Source organism: Microbacterium kunmingense (assembly GCF_023155745.1).
In the GTDB taxonomy this organism is placed as follows: domain Bacteria; phylum Actinomycetota; class Actinomycetes; order Actinomycetales; family Microbacteriaceae; genus Microbacterium; species Microbacterium kunmingense.
Genome location: NZ_JAKNUS010000010.1, coordinates 1 through 21,515, shown reverse-complemented (window position 1 = coordinate 21,515; position 21,515 = coordinate 1). Strand labels below are relative to the sequence as shown.

The following is a 21,515-nucleotide window of genomic DNA, read 5'->3' as shown; positions in this document are numbered from 1 at the left end:
TCGCAACGGGGGACGATGGACATCTCAACGGCCGCCGGTGGCGCGATCGCGCGCCACCGCCCGTCTCCGGGTCGTACCGTCCGCGCGTACATCGCGCTGACCAAGCCGCGGGTGCTCGAGCTGCTGCTGGTGACCACGGTGCCCGTGATGATCCTCGCGCAGAACGGTCTGCCGAATCTCTGGCTGGTGCTGGCGACCGTGATCGGCGGATCCCTGAGCGCCGGATCGGCCGCGGCGTTCAACATGTACCTCGACCGCGACATCGACGCGCACATGCAGCGCACCGAGAACCGCCCCCTCGTGACGGGCGAGGTCACCCCGCGCGGCGCGCTGGTGTTCGCCTGGACGCTCGCCGTGGCATCCACTCTCTGGCTCCTGCTGACCACCAACCCGCTCGCCGCGGGGCTGTCGGCGGGCGCGATCTTCTTCTACGTCGTGATCTACACGATGATCCTCAAGCGCCGCACCGAGCAGAACATCGTCTGGGGCGGCATCGCCGGGTGCTTCCCGGTGCTGATCGGCTGGACCGCGGTGACCGGGTCGCTGTCGTGGACGCCGTTCGTGCTGTTTCTCCTGGTGTTCCTGTGGACCCCGCCCCACTACTGGCCGCTGTCGATGAAGTACCGGGGCGACTACGCCGAGGTCGATGTGCCGATGCTCGGTGCCACCCGCACCGGCTCGCAGGTCGGACTCCAGGTCATCCTCTACGCCTGGGCGACCGTGGCCTGCTCGCTGCTGCTCATCCCCGTCGCCGGCATGGGGCTGGTCTACACCGTCTCGGCCGTGGTGTTCGGCGGCTGGTTCATCTACGAGTCGCACCGTCTGTACAACCGCGCGGTGCGCGGCACCGAGCCGCGCCCGATGCGGGTCTTCCACGCCTCGATCTCATACTTGACGCTCCTGTTCGTCGCCATCGCGGTCGACCCGCTGCTTCCCTTCTGAGTCCGCGGACGCCTCACCTCCTGTGAGTCCGGGCTCGCGTCGCCGCCGCTGAGTGGCGCGCTCGCGCGGGGTTGTCCGTGCCGCGGTCCGGCGCGCCCGCTCCCGCTCCAGCCCCGCCCGGCCCGGCTCCAGCTCCCCGTCCTCAGGACGCTCCGCGCGGAGAATCCGTCTTGCCGCGGTCTCTTCGCGATTCTCGGACCGTGCGTGGGCCGATCGCCGAGTCTGCGAGGTCGTCAACCTCTCCTCCCCAGCCGCCGACCTCGTGAAGTCCTCCCCAGATCTGCCGCCCGCATCCGTGCAACCGTGGGTCGGCAGCGAGGATCGACGCGTGATCACATCGAAGACGGCGCAGCAGCTCGATCAGCTCAAGCGGACAGCCCTCGCCCACGGCGGCGTCGTGCGGACCGCGCGGCTGATACAGGAGGGGGTGAGCCGGCACACACTGGTCACGGCGCGGGAATCGGGTCTGCTGCTTCCCCTTCGTCGAGGATGGGTCGCGACGCCCGGCGCCGACGCGGAGCTGACCGCCGCAGCCCGATGGGGCGTCGTTCTGACTTGCGTGACGTCGGCGCGACGCCACGGCCTCTGGGTCCTCGCCGAGGAACGCGCGCATGTCGCGTGCCCGCCCCATGCCACGGGCGCACGGCCCGATCGCGTCACGGTGCACTGGGCGAAGCCGCTGGTTCCGCGGCACCCGGACGACCTCGTGGACCCCGTTCCGAACGCCCTCGTCCTCGCTGCGTCATGTCTTCCCCGCGAGGAGGCGCTCGCCATATGGGAGTCCGCCTTCCGGAAGGGGATGATCGATGCGACGGTTCTGGGCCGGATGAACCTTCCACCCGCCGCGCGAGGCCTGCTCGCCCTCGCTCGGCCCTTCTCCGACTCGGGCTTGGAGACGATCTTCATCGTGCGGTTGCGCTGGCTCCCGGTCGCGATCACCCCACAGGTCTGGCTGGCGGGCAAGCCCGTCGATTTCCTCATCGGCGACCGCCTCGTCGTCCAGATCGACGGCGGTCACCACGTCGGCGCGCAACGCGCTCGGGACAACGCTCACGACGCCGAGCTGATGCTCCTCGGTTACCACGTCATCCGGGTGGGCTACGTTGAAGTCGTCGAGGAATGGCCCGCTGTTCAGCGACGAATTCTCGATGCGGTCGCCCAGGGACTGCATCTCGCTCGCTGACACGGAAATTCGATTCTCCGACGGAGTTTTGACACGCATCCGACCGTGTCAAGACCGATCTCCGTGCACCGCAGGGGGTCGCTAGTGAGAAGGATGCCGCGGAGCGGCGCACCACCGGCGACGCGCGGCGCTCGGCTGACAGCGCTGCGCCCTCGAACCCGCGAGCAAGCGGGAGCGTGCCTCAGGCGCCGACGCCGGCGCGGTCGTCGGACACGTCACGCGCGTCGGCCGGCACGGGGCCGGCCGCGGGCCGGGACAGGTGCAGCACGACGGCGGTCATGGCCGCCGCGGTGAGCGCCGCGAGGACCATGTGGATGCCCACCGCCAGGATCGGCAGACCGTTGCGGGCCTGGAACAAACCGACCGCGATCTGGACCAGTTCCGCCGCGAGCAGGACGATGCTCCACCGTGCGAGCAGCGGGGTGCGGTCGCGCTGCCGCCACGCGCCGATGACGAGGGCCACGGTGAGAGCGAACAGCGCGTAGCTCGGCCAGGCGTGGATGTGCTCGAGCAGCTCGGCGTCGAACCCGCTCCGGCCGGCGTCGGCGTCGCCCGAGTGCGGCCCCGCCCCGGTGGTCAGGATGCCGAAGACGATCGTCACGACGAGGGCGGCGACGGCGCCCCGAGCCGTCCACCGCAACCCCGAGGGCACCGCGGACTCGCGGGGGTGCTCGGGGCGGTTCATCCGCACGAGGAAGGCGGCGGTGACGCACACCAGCACGACCGAGACGACGTAGTGGAATCCCACGATGAACGGGTTCAAGCCGGTGAGCACGGTGATGCCTCCGACGAGCGCCTGGGCGACCACCCCGATCAGCACCAGCCAGGCGAGGAGCACGAGGTCGCGGCGCGCGGGCGTCGTGCGGACGGATCGGACCGCGGCGGTGATCACCGCCGCGAGCAGGACGCCGTTGGCGAGAGGGCCTGCCGGGATGTCGAGAGCGATGCCGAGCGCGACGGCGGCTCCCGCTCCCGCGATTCCGCCGGCAGCGAACCACAGGGTCGGCACCAGAGCCCGGCGACCGCCCGTGTGGAGCACGATGAGGATCACGACGGCCAGCGCGAGGATCCCCACCACACCCGTCAGCGTCCGGTTCCCGAACTCGATCACGCCGTGGATCCCCATCTCGGGGGTCGGGACGATCGATTCGGCGGTGCACCGGGGCCAGGTGGGGCAACCGAGGCCCGACCCGGTCAGCCGGACGGCCCCGCCGGTGCCGATGATGAGGACTTCGGCGATGAAGGACAGCCACGCGAACACGCGCAGCGGACGGCTGATCCGACCCGGCAGCCGGCGCGGACGAATCGACTCGGGCGCGGGCGCGGACATGGCGGACCTCCTGGGTCGGATGCCGCCCGGGCTGCCGGCGCGGGCCGGAGGGAAGGCGGAACCTGTAGAATCGAGGGGTTCGGTCGCGCGCCTTCGGGCGCAACCCCTTCTGAACAGTTTAGGCGTCCGACGCGGCGCCCGGAGCGGGCCCGACCCGCGGCATCCCCTCCCGTTTTCTCCCCGAGGGAGCGGGAATGCCGGAGCGGAGACATCCGTTGGGGCCCCTAGAGGAGAGTGTGACGATGTCAGATGTACTGATCGATCGCCCGGAGCTCGAAGGCCTGGGGGTGTACGAATTCGGATGGCACGACACCGACGCTGCCGGAGCCAGCGCGAAGCGTGGAATCAGCGAGGCGGTGGTGCGCGACATCTCCGCGATGAAGAGCGAACCCGAATGGATGCTGAAGAACCGTCTGAAGGGGTTCCAGCTGTTCGGACGCAAGCCGATGCCCACGTGGGGCGCCGACCTGTCGGAGATCGATTTCGACAACATCAAGTACTTCGTCCGCTCCACCGAGAAGCAGGCGCAGTCCTGGGAGGACCTCCCCGAGGACATCAAGAACACCTACGAGCGGCTGGGCATCCCGGAGGCGGAGCGTGCGCGTCTGGTCGCCGGTGTCGCGGCGCAGTACGAGTCCGAGGTCGTCTACCACCAGATCCAGGAGGATCTGGAGCGGCAGGGCGTCATCTTCATGGACACCGACACCGCGCTCAAGGAGCACCCCGAGTTCTTCGAGGAGTACTTCGGCACGGTCATCCCCGCCGGTGACAACAAGTTCGCGGCGCTGAACACGGCGGTGTGGTCGGGCGGATCGTTCGTCTACGTCCCCAAGGGCGTGCACGTCGACATCCCGCTCCAGGCCTACTTCCGCATCAACACCGAGAACATGGGCCAGTTCGAGCGGACGCTCATCATCGCCGACGAGGGCTCGTACGTCCACTACATCGAGGGCTGCACCGCGCCGATCTACAAGAGCGACTCGCTGCACTCGGCCGTGGTCGAGATCATCGTGAAGAAGAACGCCCGCGTGCGCTACACCACGATCCAGAACTGGTCGAACAACGTCTACAACCTCGTCACCAAGCGGGCGGTCGCCCACGAGGGCGCGACGATGGAATGGGTCGACGGCAACATCGGCTCGAAGGTGACGATGAAGTACCCGTCGATCTTCCTCGTCGGCGAGCACGCCAAGGGCGAGACGCTCTCGGTCGCCTTCGCCGGCCCCGGCCAGCACCAGGACGCCGGCGCGAAGATGATCCACATGGCGCCCTACACCCAGTCGTCGATCGTGTCGAAGTCGATCGCACGCGGCGGCGGCCGTGCCGGGTACCGCGGCGAAGTGCGGGTGGACGCCAACGCGCACCACTCCGCCAACACGGTGCGCTGCGATGCGCTGCTGGTCGACACGATCTCGCGGTCGGACACCTACCCGGCGATCGACATCCGCGTCGACGACGTCCAGCTCGGTCACGAGGCGACGGTGTCCAAGGTCAGCGAGGAGCAGCTGTTCTACCTCATGAGCCGCGGGCTCCCCGAGGACGAGGCGATGGCCATGATCGTGCGCGGCTTCATCGAGCCGATCGCGCGCGAGCTGCCGATGGAGTACGCGATGGAACTGAACAAGCTCATCGAGATGGGCATGGAAGGCAGCGTCGGCTGAATGAGCTCCACCACGCAGGCACCCGCCGTGGTGCCGGGATCCACAGCGCACACGGACGGGGGATGGGGCCTCGTTCCCATCCAGACCCGGTCCGAGCGCCCCCAGTCCTACCGGTCCGCCGACTTCGGCGTCCCCACGGGGCGGGAGGTCAACTGGAAGCACACGCCGATCGACCGTCTCGCGCCGCTGTGGGAGACGGATGCCGCCGGTGCTCGGTCGGCGGACGTCACCGTCGAAGGCGGCGACGCGAGTGTCGACACGCTCGCCGTCGGCACCGCTCCGCGCGGCGAGGTGTTCACCCCCGAGGACTACCCGGCGGCGCTGGCATGGGAGCGCACACCCGACGCGACGCGCATCCGACTCCGCTCCGATGTCGAGCTGTCCGAGCCGGTGGTGGTCGATGTCGCCGCTGACGGGTCGGCCGCGTACGCCCACCTCGTCATCGAGGCGGAGGCCAACGCCCGCGGCACCGTCCTGCTCCGTCACGCCGGGCCGGCGCTCCTCGCGCAGAACGTCGAGATCATCGTGCGCGACGGCGCTGCCCTCACCGTGGTGTCGGTCCAGCGCTGGGACGACGACGCGGTGCACGCGGCGTCGCACCAGGCCCGAGTCGATCGCGACGCGTCGCTCACGCACGTCGTGGTGAGCCTCGGCGGCTCGGTGGTGCGGGTCAACCCCTCGGTCGAACTGGCCGGTGCGGGTTCGCGCGCCCAGCTCTACGGCGTGTCGTTCTCGGACTCGGGGCAGCACCTCGAGAGCCAGGTGTACCTGCACCACAAGGGCCCGCACACCGTCGGCGACGTGCTCTACAAGGGCGCACTCCAGGGGGAGAGCGCCCGGAGCGTCTGGATCGGCGATGTGCTCATCGGCCGCGACGCCGTCGGCACCGACTCGTACGAGGCCAACCGCAACCTGGTCCTCACCGACGGTGCCCGCGCCGATTCGATCCCGAACCTCGAGATCGAGACCGGCGACATCGCGGGGGCCGGCCACGCCAGCGCCACCGGACGCTTCGACGACGAGCAGCTGTTCTACCTCCAGGCCCGGGGCATCCCCGAGGCCGAGGCGCGGCGGCTCGTCGTGCTCGGATTCCTCGGTGAGATCGTTCAGCGCATCGGCATCCCCGCGCTGGAGGACGAACTCATCCAGGCCATCGAGCGCGAGCTCGAGGAAGGAGCGGCGGCGTGAGCGCGACCCGCGTCTGTGCCCTCAGCGACCTCGAGCAGGACACCGCCCTGCGCGTGGAGGTGGACGGCGTCGCGATCGCCGTCGTCCTCGACGCCGCCGGCGAGGTGCACGCCATCGGCGACACCTGCACGCACGGCGACATCTCGCTCGCCGAGGGGTTCGTCGACGGTGACACGCTGGAGTGCTGGGCCCACGGCTCCGCCTTCTCGCTGCGCACCGGAAAACCCCTGAACCTCCCCGCGTACGAACCCGTCCCGGTCTTCGAAGTGACCATCGACGGCGACGACGTGCTCATCGACCCGAATGTGAAGAAGGACATCTGATGACTGTGCTCGAGATCCGCGACCTCCATGTCACGGTCGAGACCGACGCCGGGACGACCCCGATCCTCAACGGCGTGACCCTGACCGTGCGCACCGGCGAGACCCACGCGATCATGGGGCCCAACGGCTCCGGCAAGTCGACGCTGGCGTACACCATCGCCGGGCACCCGAAGTACACCGTGACCAGCGGCTCGATCACCCTCGACGGGGAGGACGTGCTGGAGATGTCGGTCGACGAGCGCGCCCGCGCCGGGCTCTTCCTCGCCATGCAGTACCCGGTGGAGATCCCCGGCGTCACGGTGACCAACTTCCTGCGCACCGCCAAGACCGCGATCGACGGTGAGGCACCCGCGATCCGGACCTGGACCAAGGACGTCAAGGCGTCGATGAAGAATCTCCGCATCGATCCCAAGTTCGCCCAGCGCAACGTCAACGAGGGATTCTCGGGCGGCGAGAAGAAGCGCCACGAGATCCTTCAGCTCGAACTGCTCAAGCCCCAGATCGCCGTGCTCGACGAGACCGACTCCGGTCTGGATGTCGACGCGCTGAAGATCGTCTCGGAGGGTGTCAACCGTGCCAAGGAGGAGACCGACCTGGGTGTCCTCCTCATCACGCACTACACCCGCATCCTCCGCTACATCCGTCCCGACTTCGTCCACGTGATGGTCAACGGCCGCATCGCGGAAGAGGGCGGCCCCGAGCTGGCGGAGCGGCTCGAGGAAGAGGGTTACGACCGCTTCATCGGCGACGAGACGCCGGTCGACGCCTGAAATGACCCCGCGTAGGATGCAGCCATGACCGCGACGCTCACCCCGGAGAAGTACGACGAGGTCACCGAGGCCCTCAAAGACGTGATGGACCCCGAACTCGGGATCAACGTCGTCGACCTGGGTCTCATCTACGACCTCGCGTGGGATGACGACAACGACGCCCTCGTCATCCACATGACCCTCACCTCGGCCGGCTGCCCGCTGACCGACGTGCTCGAGGAGCAGACGGCGCAGGCATTGGACGAGGTGGTGGAGCGGTTCCGCATCAATTGGGTGTGGATGCCGCCGTGGGGCCCCGAACGGATCACCGACGACGGGCGCGACATGATGCGCGCTCTCGGCTTCGCGATCTGACGCGGGGGTGCAGGCCCTCGACGCCCTGCCGCTGAGCGCCCTGAGGGAGCGGTCCAGCGCCAAATGGCGCGCCTACCCCGAGGATGTGCTGCCACTCTTCGTGGCAGAGACCGATTTCCCGCTCGCCCCGGCGATCACCGACCGGCTCCGGGGGGCCGTCGAGATCGGCGACACCGGCTACACCGCCCCGGGCGCGGGGGTCCGCGAGGCCTACGCCGGGTTCGCAGGCCGCCGCTTCGGGTGGCATCCCGACCCTGGTCTCATGCGGACGACCTGCGACGTGATGATGGGTGTCGTCGAGATCCTCCGCCAGGTCGCGCGGCCCGGCGACCGTGTGATCGTCATGCCCCCGGTGTACCCGCCGTTCTTCGATGCGGTCGCGGAGGCGGGCCTCGTGGTCGACCCCGTGCCGCTCATCGACGGCGAGAACGGGCCCGAGATGGATCTGGCGGGCGTGGACGCCGCGCTGAGCGCCGGCGCGCGGGTCGTCCTCCTCTGCCACCCCCACAATCCCACGGGCACCGTCCACGGGCGGAAGGCCCTCCAGCGCCTCGCCGACCTCGCTGCGGCGCACGACGCCGTCGTCATCAGCGACGAGATCCACGCGCCGCTGTCGCAGCCGGACGCCGACTTCGTGCCGTTCCTCGCGGCCTCGGACACCGCGGCAGCCGTGGGCTTCGCGCTCGTCAGTGCGAGCAAGGCATTCAACCTCGCCGGGCTGAAGTGCGCCATCATGGTCGCAGCCACGCCGGACCGGTTCGCCACCCTTCGCTCCCTCCCCGTCGAGGTCGAGTGGCGCACCGGCATCTTCGGGGTGCACGCCGCCGTCGCGGCGTTCACCGACAGCGACGACTGGCTCGATGCGCTCCTCATCCGGCTCGACCTCAATCGCCGGTTGCTGGGCGATCTCCTCGCCGAGCATCTCCCGTTCGCTCGCTACCGCATCCCGCCCGCGGGATTCCTCGGCTGGGTTGATCTGAGCGCCTACGGCTGGGGCGATGACCCCGGCCGTCGCATCCTCCGCGATGCGCGGGTCGCCTTCCACTTCGGCCCGCAGTTCGGCGCCGAGGGACGCGGTCATGTGCGGATCAACTTCGGCTGCGACCCCGAGGTGCTCCGCGAGGCCGTGGCGCGGGTCGGCGCGCTCGCACGCGGATGAGCGCCCCTCGCGGCTCGGTCGAACTGCGTGCCCCGTCCGTCTGGGAGCGGCCGTTCCTCTGGGTGACGGTCGGCGCCGTCGCACTGATCTTCCTCGCGGCGACGCAGGCTCTCGCCGTCACTACGGTGATGCCGGTCGTCAGCGACGACCTCGATGGCGACCGCCTGTACGCCGTCGCCTTCGCCGGAACGCTCGCGACGAGCGTCGTCGGCATGGTGGCGGTCGGCGCGTGGTGCGATCGCGGAGGTGTGCTCGCACCGCTCTCCACAGCGGTCGGCCTCTTCGTGGTCGGACTGCTCATCGCCGGGCTCGCCCCCAGCATGCCGGCGCTGGTCGCCGGTCGCCTCGTGCAGGGCCTCGGAACCGGTGGACAGACGGTCGCGCTCTACGTCGTCGTCGCGCGGGTGTACCCCGCGGTGGTGCACGGACGGGTGTTCGCGGCGTTCTCCGCCGCGTGGGTCGTCCCCTCCCTCATCGGTCCCTTCCTCGCGGGCGCCGTGGCGGAGTTCCTCCACTGGCGGTGGGTGTTCCTGGGTGTCGCCGTGCTGACGGTCGTGGCCTTCCTTCTCGTCGTGGCTCGGCTGCGCGGGCTTCCGCTCGACACCGACGAGCCGGCGACGGGGAAGGTGGCCCCGCGCCTGGCCTGCGCGTTCGTGGTCGCTCTCGGAGCGCTCGGTCTGAGCCTCGCCGGCGAACTCGGTCGCTGGGCGTGGCTCGGCGTTCTCGCCTCGGTCGTCGTCGTGGCCGTCGCCGCTCGCCCGCTGCTCCCCGCGGGCGCGCTCCGCGCGGCACGAGGGCTTCCCAGCGTTGTCCTGATGCGCGGACTCATCGCCGGCGCGCTGTTCGGTGCGGAGATCTACATCCCCTACCTGCTCATCGACGACTACGGCTTCTCGCCGACCTGGGCGGGGCTGGGCCTCACGGCCGCGGCGCTGGCCTGGGCGGGGGCTGCGGAGGTGCAGGGTCGCGTCGGCGATCGCCTCGGCAACACCCGGATCACCCTCATCGGCTCGTCCCTGCTCGTCGGCTCGCTCCTCATCGCCGTGGCGACGGCACTGCTCGGCCTCGCGCCGGCGGTCCTCATCGCCGGGTGGAGCTTCGCCGGCGCCGGCATGGGGTTGATGTACCCCCGGTTGACCGTCCTCACGCTGGCGTACTCGAATCCGCAGAACCAGGGCTTCAACTCCTCGGCGCTGTCGATCTCGGATGCCGTCGGCTCGGCGGCATCCATCGCGATCATGGGACTGGTTTTCACCCTGCTGATCGGGACGGATGCCGGGTTCCCGGCCGTGTTCGCGATCGGCACGCTGCTGGCGCTCACCGCGCTGGTTCCCGGGCTCCGCCTGGGTCACGCGCACGAAGCGCGTCCTCCGACCCCTTCCTGAAGCCGCCGCCCTCAGTTCTCGGCGCGGCCGAGCCGCCAGTAACCCATGAAGGCCACGGCGCGACGGTCGACGCCCTGCTCGGCGACGAGATGACGCCGGAGGGCCTTGATGGCGCTCGCTTCCCCGGCGAGCCAGGAGTACAGGGGCGCCCGCTTCAGCGCGGCACCGCCTTTGGCGGTGCGAGGGACCTCCCAGAGGATCCCCTCGTCAATGTCGATCTCCTCGATCTCGCCGCCGCGCCCCGCGGGCGCGAGTCGCTCCACGGCGTCCTCCACAGCGGCGACGAGGTGGGTGTGGCGAGGGCCCGTTCCGCGTGCGGCGACGCGGTAGTCGAAGCCGGGGTGCTGTGGGAGGTAGGTGCAGTCGTCCTCGTGCGGCACCTCGAGGGCGACGACGCCGCGTGCGTCGGCGGGGAGCTGCTCCAGGATGACGGCGATCGCGGGGGCTGCGGTCTCATCGCCCGCCAGAAGGAGATGGTCGGTGTGGCGGGGCGGGACGAAGTCGACGCCGAGGCTGACGCCCTCGTGCGCGGTCGTCGGGGCGAGGATGAGCACCTCGTCGCCTTCCTTCGCGGTGGCGATCCACGCCGACGCCGGACCCGAGACCTCGTGGGCGACCATGTCGATGTCGACCTCGCGGACGGCGTGACGCACGGCGCGGGTCGTGTACGTGCGGAACGGGAGCCGCTCGTCCTCGGGAAGAGCGCGCCACCGGGCATACCAGTCCTCCCCGGTGGGCATCGCCTCGAGAGGAAGATCGGATGCGGGGAAGACGACCTTCACACGCTGGTCGTACCCCGGATCGCCGTATCGATCGAGGTCGTCGCCGGTGAAGGTGAACCGGCGGAAGCTCGGCGTCAGATCGGTGATGCGCGACACCCGCGCATGGAAGAAGCGCATCGCGCTCATCGGGAGGCCTCCGAGGGGTGGGCGGCGGAGCGGGAGGCGTGATGCCGACCGCGCGGGAGGACGATGGGCGCGCCCGAGACGGGGTCGTCGATGACGACGGCGTCGAGATCGAACACCTCGCCGATCAGCTCCCGGGTCAGGATGTCGCGGGGCGCACCGTCGGCGACGATACGGCCGTCGCGCAGAGCGAAAAGATGATCGGCGTAGCGCGCGGCGAGGTTCATGTCGTGCAGCACCATCACGATCGTGGTGCCGCGTTCTCGGTTCAGGTCGGTGAGCAGGTCGAGCACCTCGATCTGGTGCGCGACGTCGAGGAACGTGGTCGGCTCGTCCAGGAGCAGGATGTCGGTCTCCTGCGCGAGGGCCATCGCGATCCAGACCCGCTGCCGTTGCCCTCCGGACAGCTCGTCCATCGGGCGATCGGCGAGGTCGCTGGTGCCGGTGGCCTCCAGTGCCTCGGCGACGACCTCGTAATCGCGGGTGCTCCATGGCGCCAGGGGGCGCTGATGGGGGTGGCGACCCCGGCCGACGAGGTCGGCCACCGCGATCCCCTCGGGCGCGACGGGACCCTGGGGGAGGAGCCCCAGCATCCTCGCCACCTCTTTGGACCCGCGACTGTGCAGTGTCTTGCCGTCGAGCACCACCTGCCCCGCGCGCGGGGCGATGAGCCGCGAGAGCGCTCGGAGCAGCGTGGACTTGCCGCAGCCGTTCGCGCCGATGATCGCGGTGATCCGGCCGGACGGCACGACGAGGTCGAGGGCGGAGACGATCGTACGGTCCCCGTAGGCGAGGGTGAGTCCCTCGGCGGACAGGCGGCGGGCGACGGTCATAGTGAGCCTCCGGAGCGGTTGGTCCTGATGAGGAGGTAGACGAGATAGGGAGCGCCGAGGATTCCCGTGATGACACCCACGGGGAGGCGATTCTCGAACGCGAACTGGCCGATCAGGTCGGCGCTGAGGACGAGCAGGGCACCCACGAGGCCCGCGGCTACCAGGAGCGAGCCGGCCGGGCCGATGAGGCGGGCCGCGATCGGACCTGCCATGAACGCCACGAACGCGATCGGCCCGGTCGCCGCCGTGGCGAACGCAAGCAGTGCCACCGCCGCGACGATCAGGAGCAGTCGGCTGCGGGTCAGGGCGACGCCGAGTCCGGCCGCGGTGTCGTCTCCGAGGCGCAGCACGCCGAGGGTGCGGGACTGACCGATCATCACCGGGACGAGGATCGCTGTGGCGATCACGACCGGAGCAAGGCTCTGCCAGTCGGCGCCGTTGAGGCTGCCGGTGAGCCACCGCATCGCCACCTGCAGATCCCACGCTGCCGCGCGGGAGAGGACGTACGTGATGACGCTGTCGAGCATCGCGGCCACACCGATGCCGATGAGGATCAGGCGCGTCCCGGCGAAGCCGCTCTTATGGGAGAGCAGCCAGATGCCGAACGCGGTGACGAGCGCTCCGCCGAGGGCCAGGAGCGAGACCGCCGTCTCGGACAGCGAGAGGATCACGATGCCGGTCACCGCGGCCGCACTGGCCCCGGAGCTGATGCCGATGATGTCGGGGGATGCGAGCGGGTTTCGCAGGAGCGATTGGAACGTGACCCCCGCCATGCCGAACGACACCCCGGCGAGCAGACCGAGGAGGGCGCGGGGAAGTCGCAGTTCCCCGACCGTGAACGATGCACCCGCCACCTGCTCTCCGAGGACCACACGAACGACCTCGTCGGGGGTGTAGAACGTGTTGCCGACCATGAGCGACGTGAGGAACACGCCGGCGATGGCCGACAAGAGGAGGCCCACGACGATCACGCGTCGCCGTGCGCGGGAACGCCGACCGCGGGCGACAGCCGATGCCGTCGTGCCTCGGGCGGAGGGCGGGGGAGCGGACAGGATGCTGCGGGAGACCGTCACAGTTCACGCACCTTCTGGCGACGGACGATCCAGATGAAGAAGGGAGCCCCGACGAGCGCCGTGAGGATGCCGACCTCGATCTCCTCGGGGCGGGCAATCACCCGGCCGAGGACATCGGCGAGCACCAGGAGGTCGGCGCCCATGACCGCGGACAGGGGAAGGAGCCATCGGTGGTCGGTGCCGATCAGGAGACGGCACAGGTGCGGGATGACGAGGCCGACGAAGCCGATCGGACCCGCCACGGCGGTCGCCGCGCCGCAGAGGATGACCGCTCCTGCCGAGGACAGCAGACGGGTGCGAGCGACGTGCTCGCCGAGGCCGGCGGCGAGGTCGTCGCCGAGGGCCAGGGAGTTCATTCCGCGCGCAGTCAGCAGGCAGATGAGCGTGCCCACGGCGAGAACGGGGAGAACGGCCATCAGGCGATCCCATGTGGCGCCCCCGACCCCACCGATCTGCCAGAAGCGGAAGCCCTCCATGACGTCCACGCGAGGGAGGAGGATGGCACTGACCAGCGACGCGAACGCCGCCGAGACCGCCGCGCCGGCGAGCGCGAGCTTCAGCGGGGTCGCGCCGCCGCGACCGAGCGAGCCGACGGCGTAGACGAAGACCGCGGCGGCACCCGCTCCGGCGATGGCGAGGCCCATCGTGGCCCACGGATCGCTCAGCCCGAAGAACGCCAGTCCGATGACGACCGCCAGGGCCGCGCCGCCGGACACGCCGAGGATCCCCGGGTCGGCGAGGGGGTTGCGGGTGACCGCCTGCATGGTCGCCCCCGCGAGGGCGAGGGCGGCGCCGACGAGGACGGCGAGCACCGTCCTCGGGATGCGCGCGACCACCGCGGCTTCGCCGACGGTGTCGGTGCGTCCCGAGACGGCGGCGAGGAGTTCCGCGAGCGAGATGTCACGGGCGCCGAAGGCGATCGATGCCGCGCAGAGGACGACGAGGAGCACGATCGATCCGCCCACCCACGCCCACCGCGCCCCGACAGGACGCCGCGGGGGAGCGGCGTCCTGTCGGGGCGCAGGGGCGAGCGAGGTCATCACGATCGGTGCGCCGCAGGATCAGTTCAGCGCGTCGGACAGCAGGGTGAAGTACTCCTCGATACCCCACCCGATCGACAGGGGCGACGGGTTCGCCGAGGCCGCGAGCGGAGTGCTGTTCTCCAGGACGGCGATGTTCCCGTTCGCGATCGCGGGGATCTGCGAGAGGAGCGGGTCTGCCTGAAGCTGCGAGACGAGCTCTCCGTCGGGGTCGCCGTAGGTCACGAAGACGTCGACGTCATCGAAGCGGTCGGCTTCCTCGGCGCTCACACTCAGGTAGAACTCCTCGGTGTCGGCCGACATCTCCTCGACGGTGGACGGCAGCGGCATCCCCAGCGAGGCGAGGAACCCGGGCCGGGTGTCCAGCGCCGTGTAGAACCCGATCTGACTGAGGTCCGCAGGGTCGAGGTAGGAGAACAGCACCTTCGCGTCGGCGAGGTCGGGGTGGGCTGCGAGCGCGTCATCCACCTGGGCGTGAAGATCCTCGATGAGCGCTGCCCCTTCGTCGGCGCGGCCGAGTGCGGCGGCGTTCATCTCGATCATCTCCTCGTAGGAGGTGCCCCAGGCCACGTCGGGGTACGCCACGACGGGGGCGATCTTCGACAGCGTGTCGTAGTCCTCCTGCGTGAGGCCCGAGTACGCGGCGAGGATCACGTCGGGCTGAGTGTCGGCCACAGCCTCGAAATCGATCCCGTCCGTCTCATCGAAGAGGACCGGCGTCTCGGCTCCGAGTTCCTCCAGCTGGTCCTCCACCCAGGGCAGGACCCCGTCGCCGTCGTCGTCGCCCCAGGTCGCCTTGCTCATCCCGACGGGGACGATCCCCAGCGCCAGCGGAACTTCGTGGTTCCCCCAGGCGACGGCGGCCACGCGCTCGGGCTCCTCGGCGATCGTCGTCTCGCCGAACGCGTGGGTGATGGTGACAGGGAACGCACCGTCCTCGACGGCGGGCGCATCACCTGCTGCGCTGCCGGGCGCGGCCGCACCCGCGCATCCGGCGAGGGTGAGGGCGAGGATAGTGCCGGCGCCGAGCGTGGCGGCCATGCGGATGTGAGTCAAGGGGGCCTCCCGGGTTCTTAGGACAGCCTTACTTTACCTGAGCTCATCTTGCCCGCCTGACCCGACGACGAAACCCCGGTCCACCGGACCGGGGTTTCGCTCGATGTCGAGAGATCGGAGCCTGTCAGCGGCGGTCGAGTCTGCGGACCAGGGCCCAGGCTGCGGGGATGAGCGCGGCGGCGATCGCGGCCTTGATGATGCCGCCCACGATGAAGGGGAACAGGCCCGCCTCGAGGATCTGCCAGAAGGACAGCTCCATCCCGAGGACGGCGTTCAGGATGAGCGCCATGTAGGGGATGCCGAAGAGGAACGGGATGACGCTGGCGGCGGCGAACCCCACAAAGGCCAGGACCGGGCGGCGGTCCCAGGACCGCTCGGCGAACCATCCCGCGACGGCGGCGGCGGCGATGAAGCCGATGATGAAGCCGAAGCTCGGCTTGGCGACGGCGGCGATCGTGCCGGTGAAGTCGGCGAAGACGGGCAGGCCCGCAAGCCCCGCGAGCAGGTAGACCGTGAGGCTGGCGGCACCGCGGCGAGCGCCGAGGGCGGCGCCGACCACGATGACACCGAGGGTCTGCCCGGTGATCGGGACGGGCCACAGGGGGATCGAGACCTGGGCCAGGACGGCGACGAACAGCGCTCCGGCTGTCACCAGCGCGGCGTCGACGGCGAAGGCGCGACTGCGGGTCGAGGGGCGGGCGACCACGTCGGCGAGGACGCGGTGCGGGCGGGGGGCGACGGCGATCGAAGACATGCGCTCAGCCTAGGAGACAGCGGCCGCGGAGGTGAAGCCGGGCCGGCCGTATACTGGGATGCTGGCCTCTCGGCCTTCCTTCCCCGCTGACTGATCGGACGTTCGCCGTGCTCGCCGTACACGACCTCGAGATTCGTGTGGGTGCCCGCGTGCTGATGTCGGAGGTGTCGTTCCGGGTTTCCGGGGGCGACAAGGTGGGCCTCGTGGGCCGGAACGGCGCCGGCAAGACCACCCTGACCAAGGTGCTCGCCGGCGATCTGCTCCCCTCGCAGGGCCGCGTCGACCGCTCGGGCGAGATCGGATACCTTCCCCAGGATCCGCGCTCGGGTGATCCGGAGATGCTCGCCCGCACCCGGATCCTCGACGCCCGGGGACTCGGCTCGATCGCGATCGGCATGCAGGAGTCGACGCTGGCGATGGCGTCGGATGACGAGGATGTCGCGGCGCGCGCGATGCGGCGGTACGCGCAGCTGACCGAGCGCTTCGAAGCCCTGGGCGGGTACGCCGCCGAGGCCGAGGCCGCATCGATCGCCCACAACCTCTCGCTTCCCGACCGCATCCTCGATCAGCCGCTGAAGACCCTCTCCGGCGGTCAGCGCCGCCGCATCGAGCTCGCCCGCATCCTCTTCTCCGATGCCGACACGATGATCCTGGATGAACCGACCAACCACCTCGACGCCGACAGCGTGGTCTGGCTCCGTGAGTTCCTCAAGGGCTACAAGGGCGGGCTCATCGTCATCTCCCACGACGTCGAGCTCGTGGGCGAGACGGTGAACCGCGTGTTCTATCTCGATGCCAACCGCCAGGTCATCGATGTCTACAACGTGAACTGGAAGAACTACCTGCGTCAGCGGGTCGCCGACGAGGAGCGGCGGAAGAAGGAGCGCGCGAACGTCGAGAAGAAGGCGAGCGTGCTGCAGCAGCAGGCGGCGCGTTTCGGCGCGAAGGCGTCGAAGGCGGCCGCGGCCCACCAGATGGTCGCCCGCGCGGAGAAGATGCTCGCCGGCCTCGAGGAGGTCCGCCAGGAGGATCGGGTCGCCAAGCTCCGCTTCCCCAAGCCCGCCGCCTGCGGCAAGACGCCGCTGACCGCCGCCGGCCTGTCGAAGTCCTACGGTTCGCTGGAGATCTTCACCGACGTGGATCTGGCGATCGACCGCGGTTCGAAAGTGGTCGTCCTCGGGCTCAACGGGGCCGGGAAGACCACCCTGCTGCGCATCCTCGCCGGTGTGGACGCGCCGGACACGGGGCAGGTGGACCCGGGCCACGGCCTGAAGATCGGGTACTACGCACAGGAGCACGAGAACCTCGATGTCTCACGGTCGGTGCTGGACAACATGATGTCGGCGGCCCCGGACATCACCGCGACCGAGGCGCGGAAGGTGCTCGGCTCGTTCCTCTTCACCGGTGACGACGTGCTCAAGCCCGCCGGGGTGCTCTCGGGCGGGGAGAAGACCCGGCTGTCGCTGGCGACCCTCGTGGTCTCCAGCGCCAACGTGCTGCTGCTCGACGAGCCGACGAACAACCTCGACCCCGCCTCGCGCGAGGAGATCCTCGACGCTCTCGCCCACTACGAGGGCGCGGTCGTGCTCGTCTCCCACGATGAGGGCGCCGTCCATGCGCTGAACCCCGAGCGGGTGCTCATCCTCCCGGACGGTGTGGAGGACATCTGGGGACGCGACTACGCCGAATTGATCTCGCTGGCCTGACGGCGCCGGTCGGCGTGCGAGCCGCTCAGGATCGGCGCTCGGCGCCGGCAGCGTCGAGGAGGGCGTCCTCTTCGCTCGCATCGGGATCGCGGCGCCGCCCGCTGCGGCGCGCCTTCCCGGGCGGGGTCTCGGGAGCGGTCGACGGTGCACCGCTTCCCTGCGACGCGGCCTCGGCGTCGTCATCCTCTCGATCCTCCCGCCGGTGACGACGCTCGGTGCGGATGATGTACCCGATGAAGACGAATCCCATGATGGCGAACAGGATCCACTGGATGGCGTAGGACAGGTGGGGCCCGGGGTCCTCGGAGGGCACCTCGAGAGCCGACGGCGTCGGAGAGGCGGCCGGGTCCTCCTGCGCCATCAACGCGTAGAGAGACGGCTGCAGGGCGTCGGCGGTCTCGGCGGGGAGGCGCTCGGCGACCAGCCCGATGTTGATGGTGGGCACCTGGCCGTCCGGGGCTGAGCGGCCCGACCGCGGCGCCGCCTCTTCCGGCCGCAGCCGCGCCTGGACGGTGACCGTGCCGGCCGGTGGTGCCGGCACCGCGTCGGGCTCGGCCTGATCGGCGCCGGGGGGCACCCAGCCGCGATTGATCAGGACGACCCGGCCCTCGTCGGTGAGGAAGGGAACCAGCACCTCGAAAGCCGCGGTGCCGCCGTGGGGCCGGTTGCGCACGAGCAGCTGCTGATCGGGAAGATACGTCCCGACGATTTCCACAGGGAGCCACTCGTCGTCGGGATCGAGAACCGACCCGACCGGCACGACCTCAGCCAGCGGAACGGGCGTGGCGTCGTAGTTCTGCTCGACGACGCGCAGCTCCTCGGAGCGCTCGGCGTTGCGGGAGAACTGCCAGTTCGACAGGAAAGCGCACGCGATCGCGAAGAGGACGGCGACGAGGGCGTAACCGGTCCAGCGGACGAGGGGACGGGAGCGTGCATCCCTCATGGTCCGGACGCCGCCTGGTTCAGGGGGGTCACGTCGAGGGGGAACGAACGTGCCGCGAGGAACTCGCGCAGATACTCGCGGTGGTCATCGCACGCCGCCCACGATTTCCACCGATCGGCGCTGTGGATGCGGGGATTGCGCCAGCGGATCACCCATGACGCCGCTACGCGGCATCCCGCGCGTGAGCACTGCGCCCGCGAGTCCTCGTCGTTCACTCGCCCTCTCCGCGCCACGGCGGCGGAGCGGACTCCTGGATGCGGAGGACCTGCTCCGCGGGAGCGGGAGGAGGAGTCGTCGCGACCGAAGCGGCGATCTGACGCTCGGGGTTCTCGGGCCGAGCCACCCGGTCGGTCGCACCCACGTTGGCGAACACGACGGCGACATAGGGGAGGAAGACGGCTCCGAGCGCGAACACCCACGTGTACCAGCCGTAGGGGGTGATGAGCACCATGAGGATGAAGCACAGGACGCGGACGGCCATCATCGCGAGGTATCGCGCTGATCGCGCGCCTGAGTCGTCACGAGGTGCACGGGGCAGCGACGTGGCGGACGGGGGCCTCGACGAGCGGTTCACGATGGGTCCAGGGTACGCCGCGTGGAGAGGGGCGGCTCCGGCCGGCATCAACACTTTCTCGATCGCAAGAGATCTCGCGGGCGACGCACGAGACCGGGTCTCAGGAGAGCGTGCCCGAACTCGCGCTGCCGATGATCAGCGGCAGGAACGACAGGAAGAAGATCGTCACGAGAAGGATGATCCCGAGACCGACGTATCCGACGATCGTGCCGGCCAGGGCGAGACCGCGGCCCTGTTCGCCGGTGCGCTTGATCTGGGAAAGACTCATGTGGCCCGTGATGACGCCCACGAGCGACCCGACGAACGGGAGGATGAAGATGATTCCGACCAGCGACGCGATCAGCGACACGATGGCCAGCACGTTCGTCTTCGGAGCCGCATACGCGCCGTAGGGGCCGGGGGCGTAGGGGGCCTGTGCACCGTACGGCGCCTGTCCGGAGTACGGGTCGGGCGCGGGCTGCTGCTGGCCGTAGGTCGGGGCCTGCCCGTACGGCGCCTGTCCGTAGGAGGGCGGCTGTGCGTACGCCGGGGGCTGGCCGTAGGCGGGGGATCCCTGTGGTGCCGCGGGAGCGGGCGGAACGGAAGGGGTCGTCGGATCGGTTCCCTGCGGGTTGTCGGGAGTGCTCACGGGTGTGCCCTTTCTCGTCTGGCTCCAGGGTTCCAGGCCGTCGTCCCGGGTGTCAAACCCGCCTGGATAGGCTGGGGGGATGAGCAACGAACGTGTCGTCCTGGTCACCGGCGGAAACCGCGGTATCGGGCGGGCCATCGCCGAGCGCTTCGTGTCGGACGGCTACCGCGTGGCCGTCACCGCCCGTTCGGGCGAGGGTCCCGACGGCGCCCTCACCGTTCGCGCCGACGTCACCGACGCGGCCTCGCTGGACGCCGCCATGACGGAGGTCGAGGACGCACTCGGCCCGGTGACGATCGTCGTGGCCAACGCCGGCATCACACGCGACATGCTCGTGCTGCGGATGAGTGAGGACGACTTCGACAGCGTCGTCGCCACGAATCTGGGCGGGGCGTTCCGGGTGGTCAAGCGGGCGTCCAAGGGCATGATCCGCGCGCGCTTCGGGCGCATCATCCTCATCTCCAGCGTCGTCGGACTGTACGGATCCGCCGGACAGGTCAACTACGCCGCCTCCAAGAGCGGCCTGGTGGGATTCGCCCGGTCGCTCACCCGTGAGCTCGGAGGACGGGGCATCACGGCCAACGTCGTCGCCCCGGGGTTCATCGAGACGGACATGACCGCCGAGCTGCCCGCCGACACCCAGGCCGAGTACAAGAAGAACATCCCCGCCGGTCGCTTCGGCGATCCCGCGGAGGTCGCGGGCGTCGTCGCCTGGCTCGCATCCGACGACGCGGCGTACATCTCCGGCGCCGTGATCCCCGTCGACGGGGGCCTCGGAATGGGGCACTGAGCGTCGACGTCACCGTCGCCGGTGGGACCTCGGGCGCGTCACCGGCCGAGGGCGTCGGCGATCGCGCGTGCGACCACGTCGGGCTTGGAGAACTGCGGCCAATGGCCGCTCGCCTCGCCGTCCGCGCGCAGTGACACGGTGCGCAGGGGCCCGTGCGAGGCGAGTCCCGACGCCCATTCGGGCGGCTCGCGGCGGATCTGTTCGATCTGCTCCGGAAAGACGGTGTTGGTGAGGATCGTGGCGGGGATCTCGCGACGTCGGTCGTCGGTGAGCGAGATCGGATCGGTGGGGACGCGGCGGGGCACGACGCCGATGTGCGCCATCGCCCTCTCCCGTGTCTCGGCGTCGAGATCGGCGACGTCGTCGTCATCGAAGAAGTCCCACCCCGGGAAGGGCACCGTGTCGCCGTCGACGGGGAACTCGGAGATCGCGCCGCGATGGGCCGGAGGGAAGGTGTCGAGGAACACCAGGTGCGACACCTTCGCCGGTCGCCGGTCGGCGGCGCCGTAGACGACGTTCCCGCCTCCGCTGTGGCCGACGAGGGCCACGGGCTCCTCACGCCGGTCGATCTCGGCGACGACGGCGTCGACCCATTCGCCGATGCCGATCTCGGCCATCGCCGGGTCGGGGGGCGTGTCGCCGCGCCGGACGCCCGGCATGGTCAGCGCGACCGGTTCGAGCCCGGCCGTGCGCAGCCCCGGCACCACCTCGTCCCACGAAGACGCGGTCAGCCAGAGTCCGGGAATCAGGAGGACGTCCATGGCGCAACCGTACTCGTGGCCTCCGACACCCTCTAGGTGTACCGGGCCATGAGGTTGGTTCGGGTTTGGGCATTGTGAATGGGGAGAACCTCCGGGCTTAGTGGAGATATCTGACGTCTTCACGAACTCGGAGGTTCTCGTGTCCCACCGTAACGCT

At 70.0% G+C, this 21,515-nt stretch carries 22 protein-coding genes; 11 read left to right on the top strand and 11 right to left on the bottom strand.

Annotated elements, in window-relative coordinates; translation table 11 throughout:
• Window positions 1-15: 15 nt before the first annotated feature.
• Both MA875_RS13785 and MA875_RS13780 read left to right on the top strand, forming a co-directional pair.
• On the top strand, window positions 16-942 hold the full coding sequence (locus tag MA875_RS13785) for a heme o synthase (protein ID WP_248242840.1): 927 nt from the start codon (window positions 16-18) through the stop codon (window positions 940-942).
• 328 nt (window positions 943-1,270) lie between these two features.
• On the top strand, window positions 1,271-2,125 hold the full coding sequence (locus MA875_RS13780) for a DUF559 domain-containing protein (RefSeq protein WP_248242839.1): 855 nt from the start codon (window positions 1,271-1,273) through the stop codon (window positions 2,123-2,125).
• Between the two features lie 181 nt (window positions 2,126-2,306).
• Here MA875_RS13780 and MA875_RS13775 read toward each other — a convergent pair whose 3' ends face one another.
• Window positions 2,307-3,455, bottom strand: coding sequence for a COX15/CtaA family protein (locus MA875_RS13775; RefSeq protein ID WP_248242838.1), 1,149 nt, complete (start codon window positions 3,453-3,455; stop codon window positions 2,307-2,309).
• A gap of 242 nt (window positions 3,456-3,697) precedes the next feature.
• Here MA875_RS13775 and sufB point away from each other — a divergent pair, with 242 nt between their 5' ends.
• From sufB to MA875_RS13740, 7 genes are read left to right on the top strand one after another with little or no spacing between them, the layout of a single operon-like run.
• Window positions 3,698-5,116, top strand: coding sequence for a Fe-S cluster assembly protein SufB (gene sufB, locus MA875_RS13770; RefSeq protein ID WP_248242837.1), 1,419 nt, complete (start codon window positions 3,698-3,700; stop codon window positions 5,114-5,116).
• On the top strand, window positions 5,117-6,304 hold the full coding sequence (sufD, locus tag MA875_RS13765; RefSeq protein ID WP_248242836.1) for a Fe-S cluster assembly protein SufD: 1,188 nt from the start codon (window positions 5,117-5,119) through the stop codon (window positions 6,302-6,304). It abuts the gene before it with no gap.
• Window positions 6,301-6,627: a non-heme iron oxygenase ferredoxin subunit gene (locus tag MA875_RS13760; RefSeq protein ID WP_248242835.1), complete on the top strand. Its 327-nt coding sequence runs from the start codon at window positions 6,301-6,303 to the stop codon at window positions 6,625-6,627. Before sufD ends, MA875_RS13760 begins: the two co-directional genes overlap by 4 nt.
• Window positions 6,627-7,397: a Fe-S cluster assembly ATPase SufC gene (gene sufC / locus MA875_RS13755; RefSeq protein WP_248242834.1), complete on the top strand. Its 771-nt coding sequence runs from the start codon at window positions 6,627-6,629 to the stop codon at window positions 7,395-7,397. Before MA875_RS13760 ends, sufC begins: the two co-directional genes overlap by 1 nt.
• Before the next feature lie 24 nt (window positions 7,398-7,421).
• Window positions 7,422-7,751, top strand: a complete 330-nt coding sequence (locus MA875_RS13750; protein WP_248242833.1) for a metal-sulfur cluster assembly factor — start codon at window positions 7,422-7,424, stop codon at window positions 7,749-7,751.
• A gap of 7 nt (window positions 7,752-7,758) precedes the next feature.
• Complete coding sequence (locus MA875_RS13745) at window positions 7,759-8,910, top strand: MalY/PatB family protein (RefSeq protein WP_248242832.1); 1,152 nt, start codon at window positions 7,759-7,761, stop codon at window positions 8,908-8,910.
• Window positions 8,907-10,295 carry an MFS transporter gene (locus tag MA875_RS13740; RefSeq protein WP_248242831.1) on the top strand — a complete coding sequence of 463 codons (1,389 nt, stop codon included), beginning with the start codon at window positions 8,907-8,909 and terminating at the stop codon, window positions 10,293-10,295. Before MA875_RS13745 ends, MA875_RS13740 begins: the two co-directional genes overlap by 4 nt.
• A gap of 11 nt (window positions 10,296-10,306) precedes the next feature.
• On the opposite strand, the gene MA875_RS13735 is transcribed toward MA875_RS13740, so the two are convergent.
• From MA875_RS13735 to MA875_RS13710, 6 genes are all read right to left on the bottom strand, one after another.
• Window positions 10,307-11,203 (bottom strand): siderophore-interacting protein, encoded by an 897-nt coding sequence (locus MA875_RS13735; RefSeq protein WP_248242830.1) that lies wholly within the window; start codon window positions 11,201-11,203, stop codon window positions 10,307-10,309.
• Complete coding sequence (locus tag MA875_RS13730; RefSeq protein WP_248242829.1) at window positions 11,200-12,033, bottom strand: ABC transporter ATP-binding protein; 834 nt, start codon at window positions 12,031-12,033, stop codon at window positions 11,200-11,202. Before MA875_RS13730 ends, MA875_RS13735 begins: the two co-directional genes overlap by 4 nt.
• The gene (locus MA875_RS13725; RefSeq protein WP_372492586.1) at window positions 12,030-13,106 is read right to left on the bottom strand and encodes a FecCD family ABC transporter permease; all 1,077 of its coding nucleotides are present in this window, start codon (window positions 13,104-13,106) and stop codon (window positions 12,030-12,032) included. Before MA875_RS13725 ends, MA875_RS13730 begins: the two co-directional genes overlap by 4 nt.
• Window positions 13,103-14,146 carry a FecCD family ABC transporter permease gene (locus MA875_RS13720; RefSeq protein ID WP_248242828.1) on the bottom strand — a complete coding sequence of 348 codons (1,044 nt, stop codon included), beginning with the start codon at window positions 14,144-14,146 and terminating at the stop codon, window positions 13,103-13,105. Before MA875_RS13720 ends, MA875_RS13725 begins: the two co-directional genes overlap by 4 nt.
• Before the next feature lie 21 nt (window positions 14,147-14,167).
• Window positions 14,168-15,187, bottom strand: a complete 1,020-nt coding sequence (locus MA875_RS13715; RefSeq protein WP_372492589.1) for an iron-siderophore ABC transporter substrate-binding protein — start codon at window positions 15,185-15,187, stop codon at window positions 14,168-14,170.
• A 139-nt stretch (window positions 15,188-15,326) separates the two neighbouring features.
• Window positions 15,327-15,956, bottom strand: a complete 630-nt coding sequence (locus tag MA875_RS13710; protein WP_248242826.1) for a biotin transporter BioY — start codon at window positions 15,954-15,956, stop codon at window positions 15,327-15,329.
• Between the two features lie 107 nt (window positions 15,957-16,063).
• On the opposite strand from MA875_RS13710, the gene MA875_RS13705 reads away from it, so the two are divergent.
• On the top strand, window positions 16,064-17,662 hold the full coding sequence (locus MA875_RS13705; protein ID WP_248242825.1) for an ABC-F family ATP-binding cassette domain-containing protein: 1,599 nt from the start codon (window positions 16,064-16,066) through the stop codon (window positions 17,660-17,662).
• Between the two features lie 25 nt (window positions 17,663-17,687).
• Here MA875_RS13705 and MA875_RS13700 read toward each other — a convergent pair whose 3' ends face one another.
• From MA875_RS13700 to MA875_RS13685, 3 genes are all read right to left on the bottom strand, one after another.
• On the bottom strand, window positions 17,688-18,605 hold the full coding sequence (locus tag MA875_RS13700; RefSeq protein WP_248242824.1) for an SURF1 family cytochrome oxidase biogenesis protein: 918 nt from the start codon (window positions 18,603-18,605) through the stop codon (window positions 17,688-17,690).
• Window positions 18,606-18,816: 211 nt separating this feature from the next.
• A complete protein-coding gene (locus MA875_RS13690) occupies window positions 18,817-19,227 on the bottom strand; it encodes a DUF3099 domain-containing protein (RefSeq protein WP_282449107.1) in 411 nt (136 codons plus the stop codon).
• 52 nt (window positions 19,228-19,279) lie between these two features.
• On the bottom strand, window positions 19,280-19,807 hold the full coding sequence (locus MA875_RS13685) for a DUF4190 domain-containing protein (protein ID WP_248242821.1): 528 nt from the start codon (window positions 19,805-19,807) through the stop codon (window positions 19,280-19,282).
• Window positions 19,808-19,886: 79 nt separating this feature from the next.
• Here MA875_RS13685 and MA875_RS13680 point away from each other — a divergent pair, with 79 nt between their 5' ends.
• Window positions 19,887-20,597 carry a beta-ketoacyl-ACP reductase gene (locus MA875_RS13680; protein WP_248242820.1) on the top strand — a complete coding sequence of 237 codons (711 nt, stop codon included), beginning with the start codon at window positions 19,887-19,889 and terminating at the stop codon, window positions 20,595-20,597.
• A gap of 38 nt (window positions 20,598-20,635) precedes the next feature.
• Here the strand turns inward: MA875_RS13680 and MA875_RS13675 are convergent, their stop codons facing one another.
• Window positions 20,636-21,358: an alpha/beta fold hydrolase gene (locus MA875_RS13675; RefSeq protein WP_248242819.1), complete on the bottom strand. Its 723-nt coding sequence runs from the start codon at window positions 21,356-21,358 to the stop codon at window positions 20,636-20,638.
• Between the last annotated feature and the right edge of the window lie 157 nt (window positions 21,359-21,515).

What these genes read in the sequence shown, in the direction of transcription:
- MA875_RS13680 (WP_248242820.1), top strand. Translation starts at nt 19,887, where the DNA reads ATGAGCAACGAACGTGTCGTCCTGGTCACCGGCGGAAACCGCGGTATC.
- MA875_RS13730 (WP_248242829.1), bottom strand. Translation starts at nt 12,033, where the DNA reads ATGACCGTCGCCCGCCGCCTGTCCGCCGAGGGACTCACCCTCGCCTAC.
- MA875_RS13775 (WP_248242838.1), bottom strand. Translation starts at nt 3,455, where the DNA reads ATGTCCGCGCCCGCGCCCGAGTCGATTCGTCCGCGCCGGCTGCCGGGT.
- MA875_RS13785 (WP_248242840.1), top strand. Translation starts at nt 16, where the DNA reads ATGGACATCTCAACGGCCGCCGGTGGCGCGATCGCGCGCCACCGCCCG.
- MA875_RS13720 (WP_248242828.1), bottom strand. Translation starts at nt 14,146, where the DNA reads ATGACCTCGCTCGCCCCTGCGCCCCGACAGGACGCCGCTCCCCCGCGG.
- MA875_RS13740 (WP_248242831.1), top strand. Translation starts at nt 8,907, where the DNA reads ATGAGCGCCCCTCGCGGCTCGGTCGAACTGCGTGCCCCGTCCGTCTGG.
- sufB (WP_248242837.1), top strand. Translation starts at nt 3,698, where the DNA reads ATGTCAGATGTACTGATCGATCGCCCGGAGCTCGAAGGCCTGGGGGTG.
- MA875_RS13710 (WP_248242826.1), bottom strand. Translation starts at nt 15,956, where the DNA reads ATGTCTTCGATCGCCGTCGCCCCCCGCCCGCACCGCGTCCTCGCCGAC.
- MA875_RS13700 (WP_248242824.1), bottom strand. Translation starts at nt 18,605, where the DNA reads ATGAGGGATGCACGCTCCCGTCCCCTCGTCCGCTGGACCGGTTACGCC.
- sufD (WP_248242836.1), top strand. Translation starts at nt 5,117, where the DNA reads ATGAGCTCCACCACGCAGGCACCCGCCGTGGTGCCGGGATCCACAGCG.
- sufC (WP_248242834.1), top strand. Translation starts at nt 6,627, where the DNA reads ATGACTGTGCTCGAGATCCGCGACCTCCATGTCACGGTCGAGACCGAC.
- MA875_RS13750 (WP_248242833.1), top strand. Translation starts at nt 7,422, where the DNA reads ATGACCGCGACGCTCACCCCGGAGAAGTACGACGAGGTCACCGAGGCC.
- MA875_RS13715 (WP_372492589.1), bottom strand. Translation starts at nt 15,187, where the DNA reads ATGGCCGCCACGCTCGGCGCCGGCACTATCCTCGCCCTCACCCTCGCC.
- MA875_RS13690 (WP_282449107.1), bottom strand. Translation starts at nt 19,227, where the DNA reads ATGCCGGCCGGAGCCGCCCCTCTCCACGCGGCGTACCCTGGACCCATC.
- MA875_RS13675 (WP_248242819.1), bottom strand. Translation starts at nt 21,358, where the DNA reads ATGGACGTCCTCCTGATTCCCGGACTCTGGCTGACCGCGTCTTCGTGG.
- MA875_RS13735 (WP_248242830.1), bottom strand. Translation starts at nt 11,203, where the DNA reads ATGAGCGCGATGCGCTTCTTCCATGCGCGGGTGTCGCGCATCACCGAT.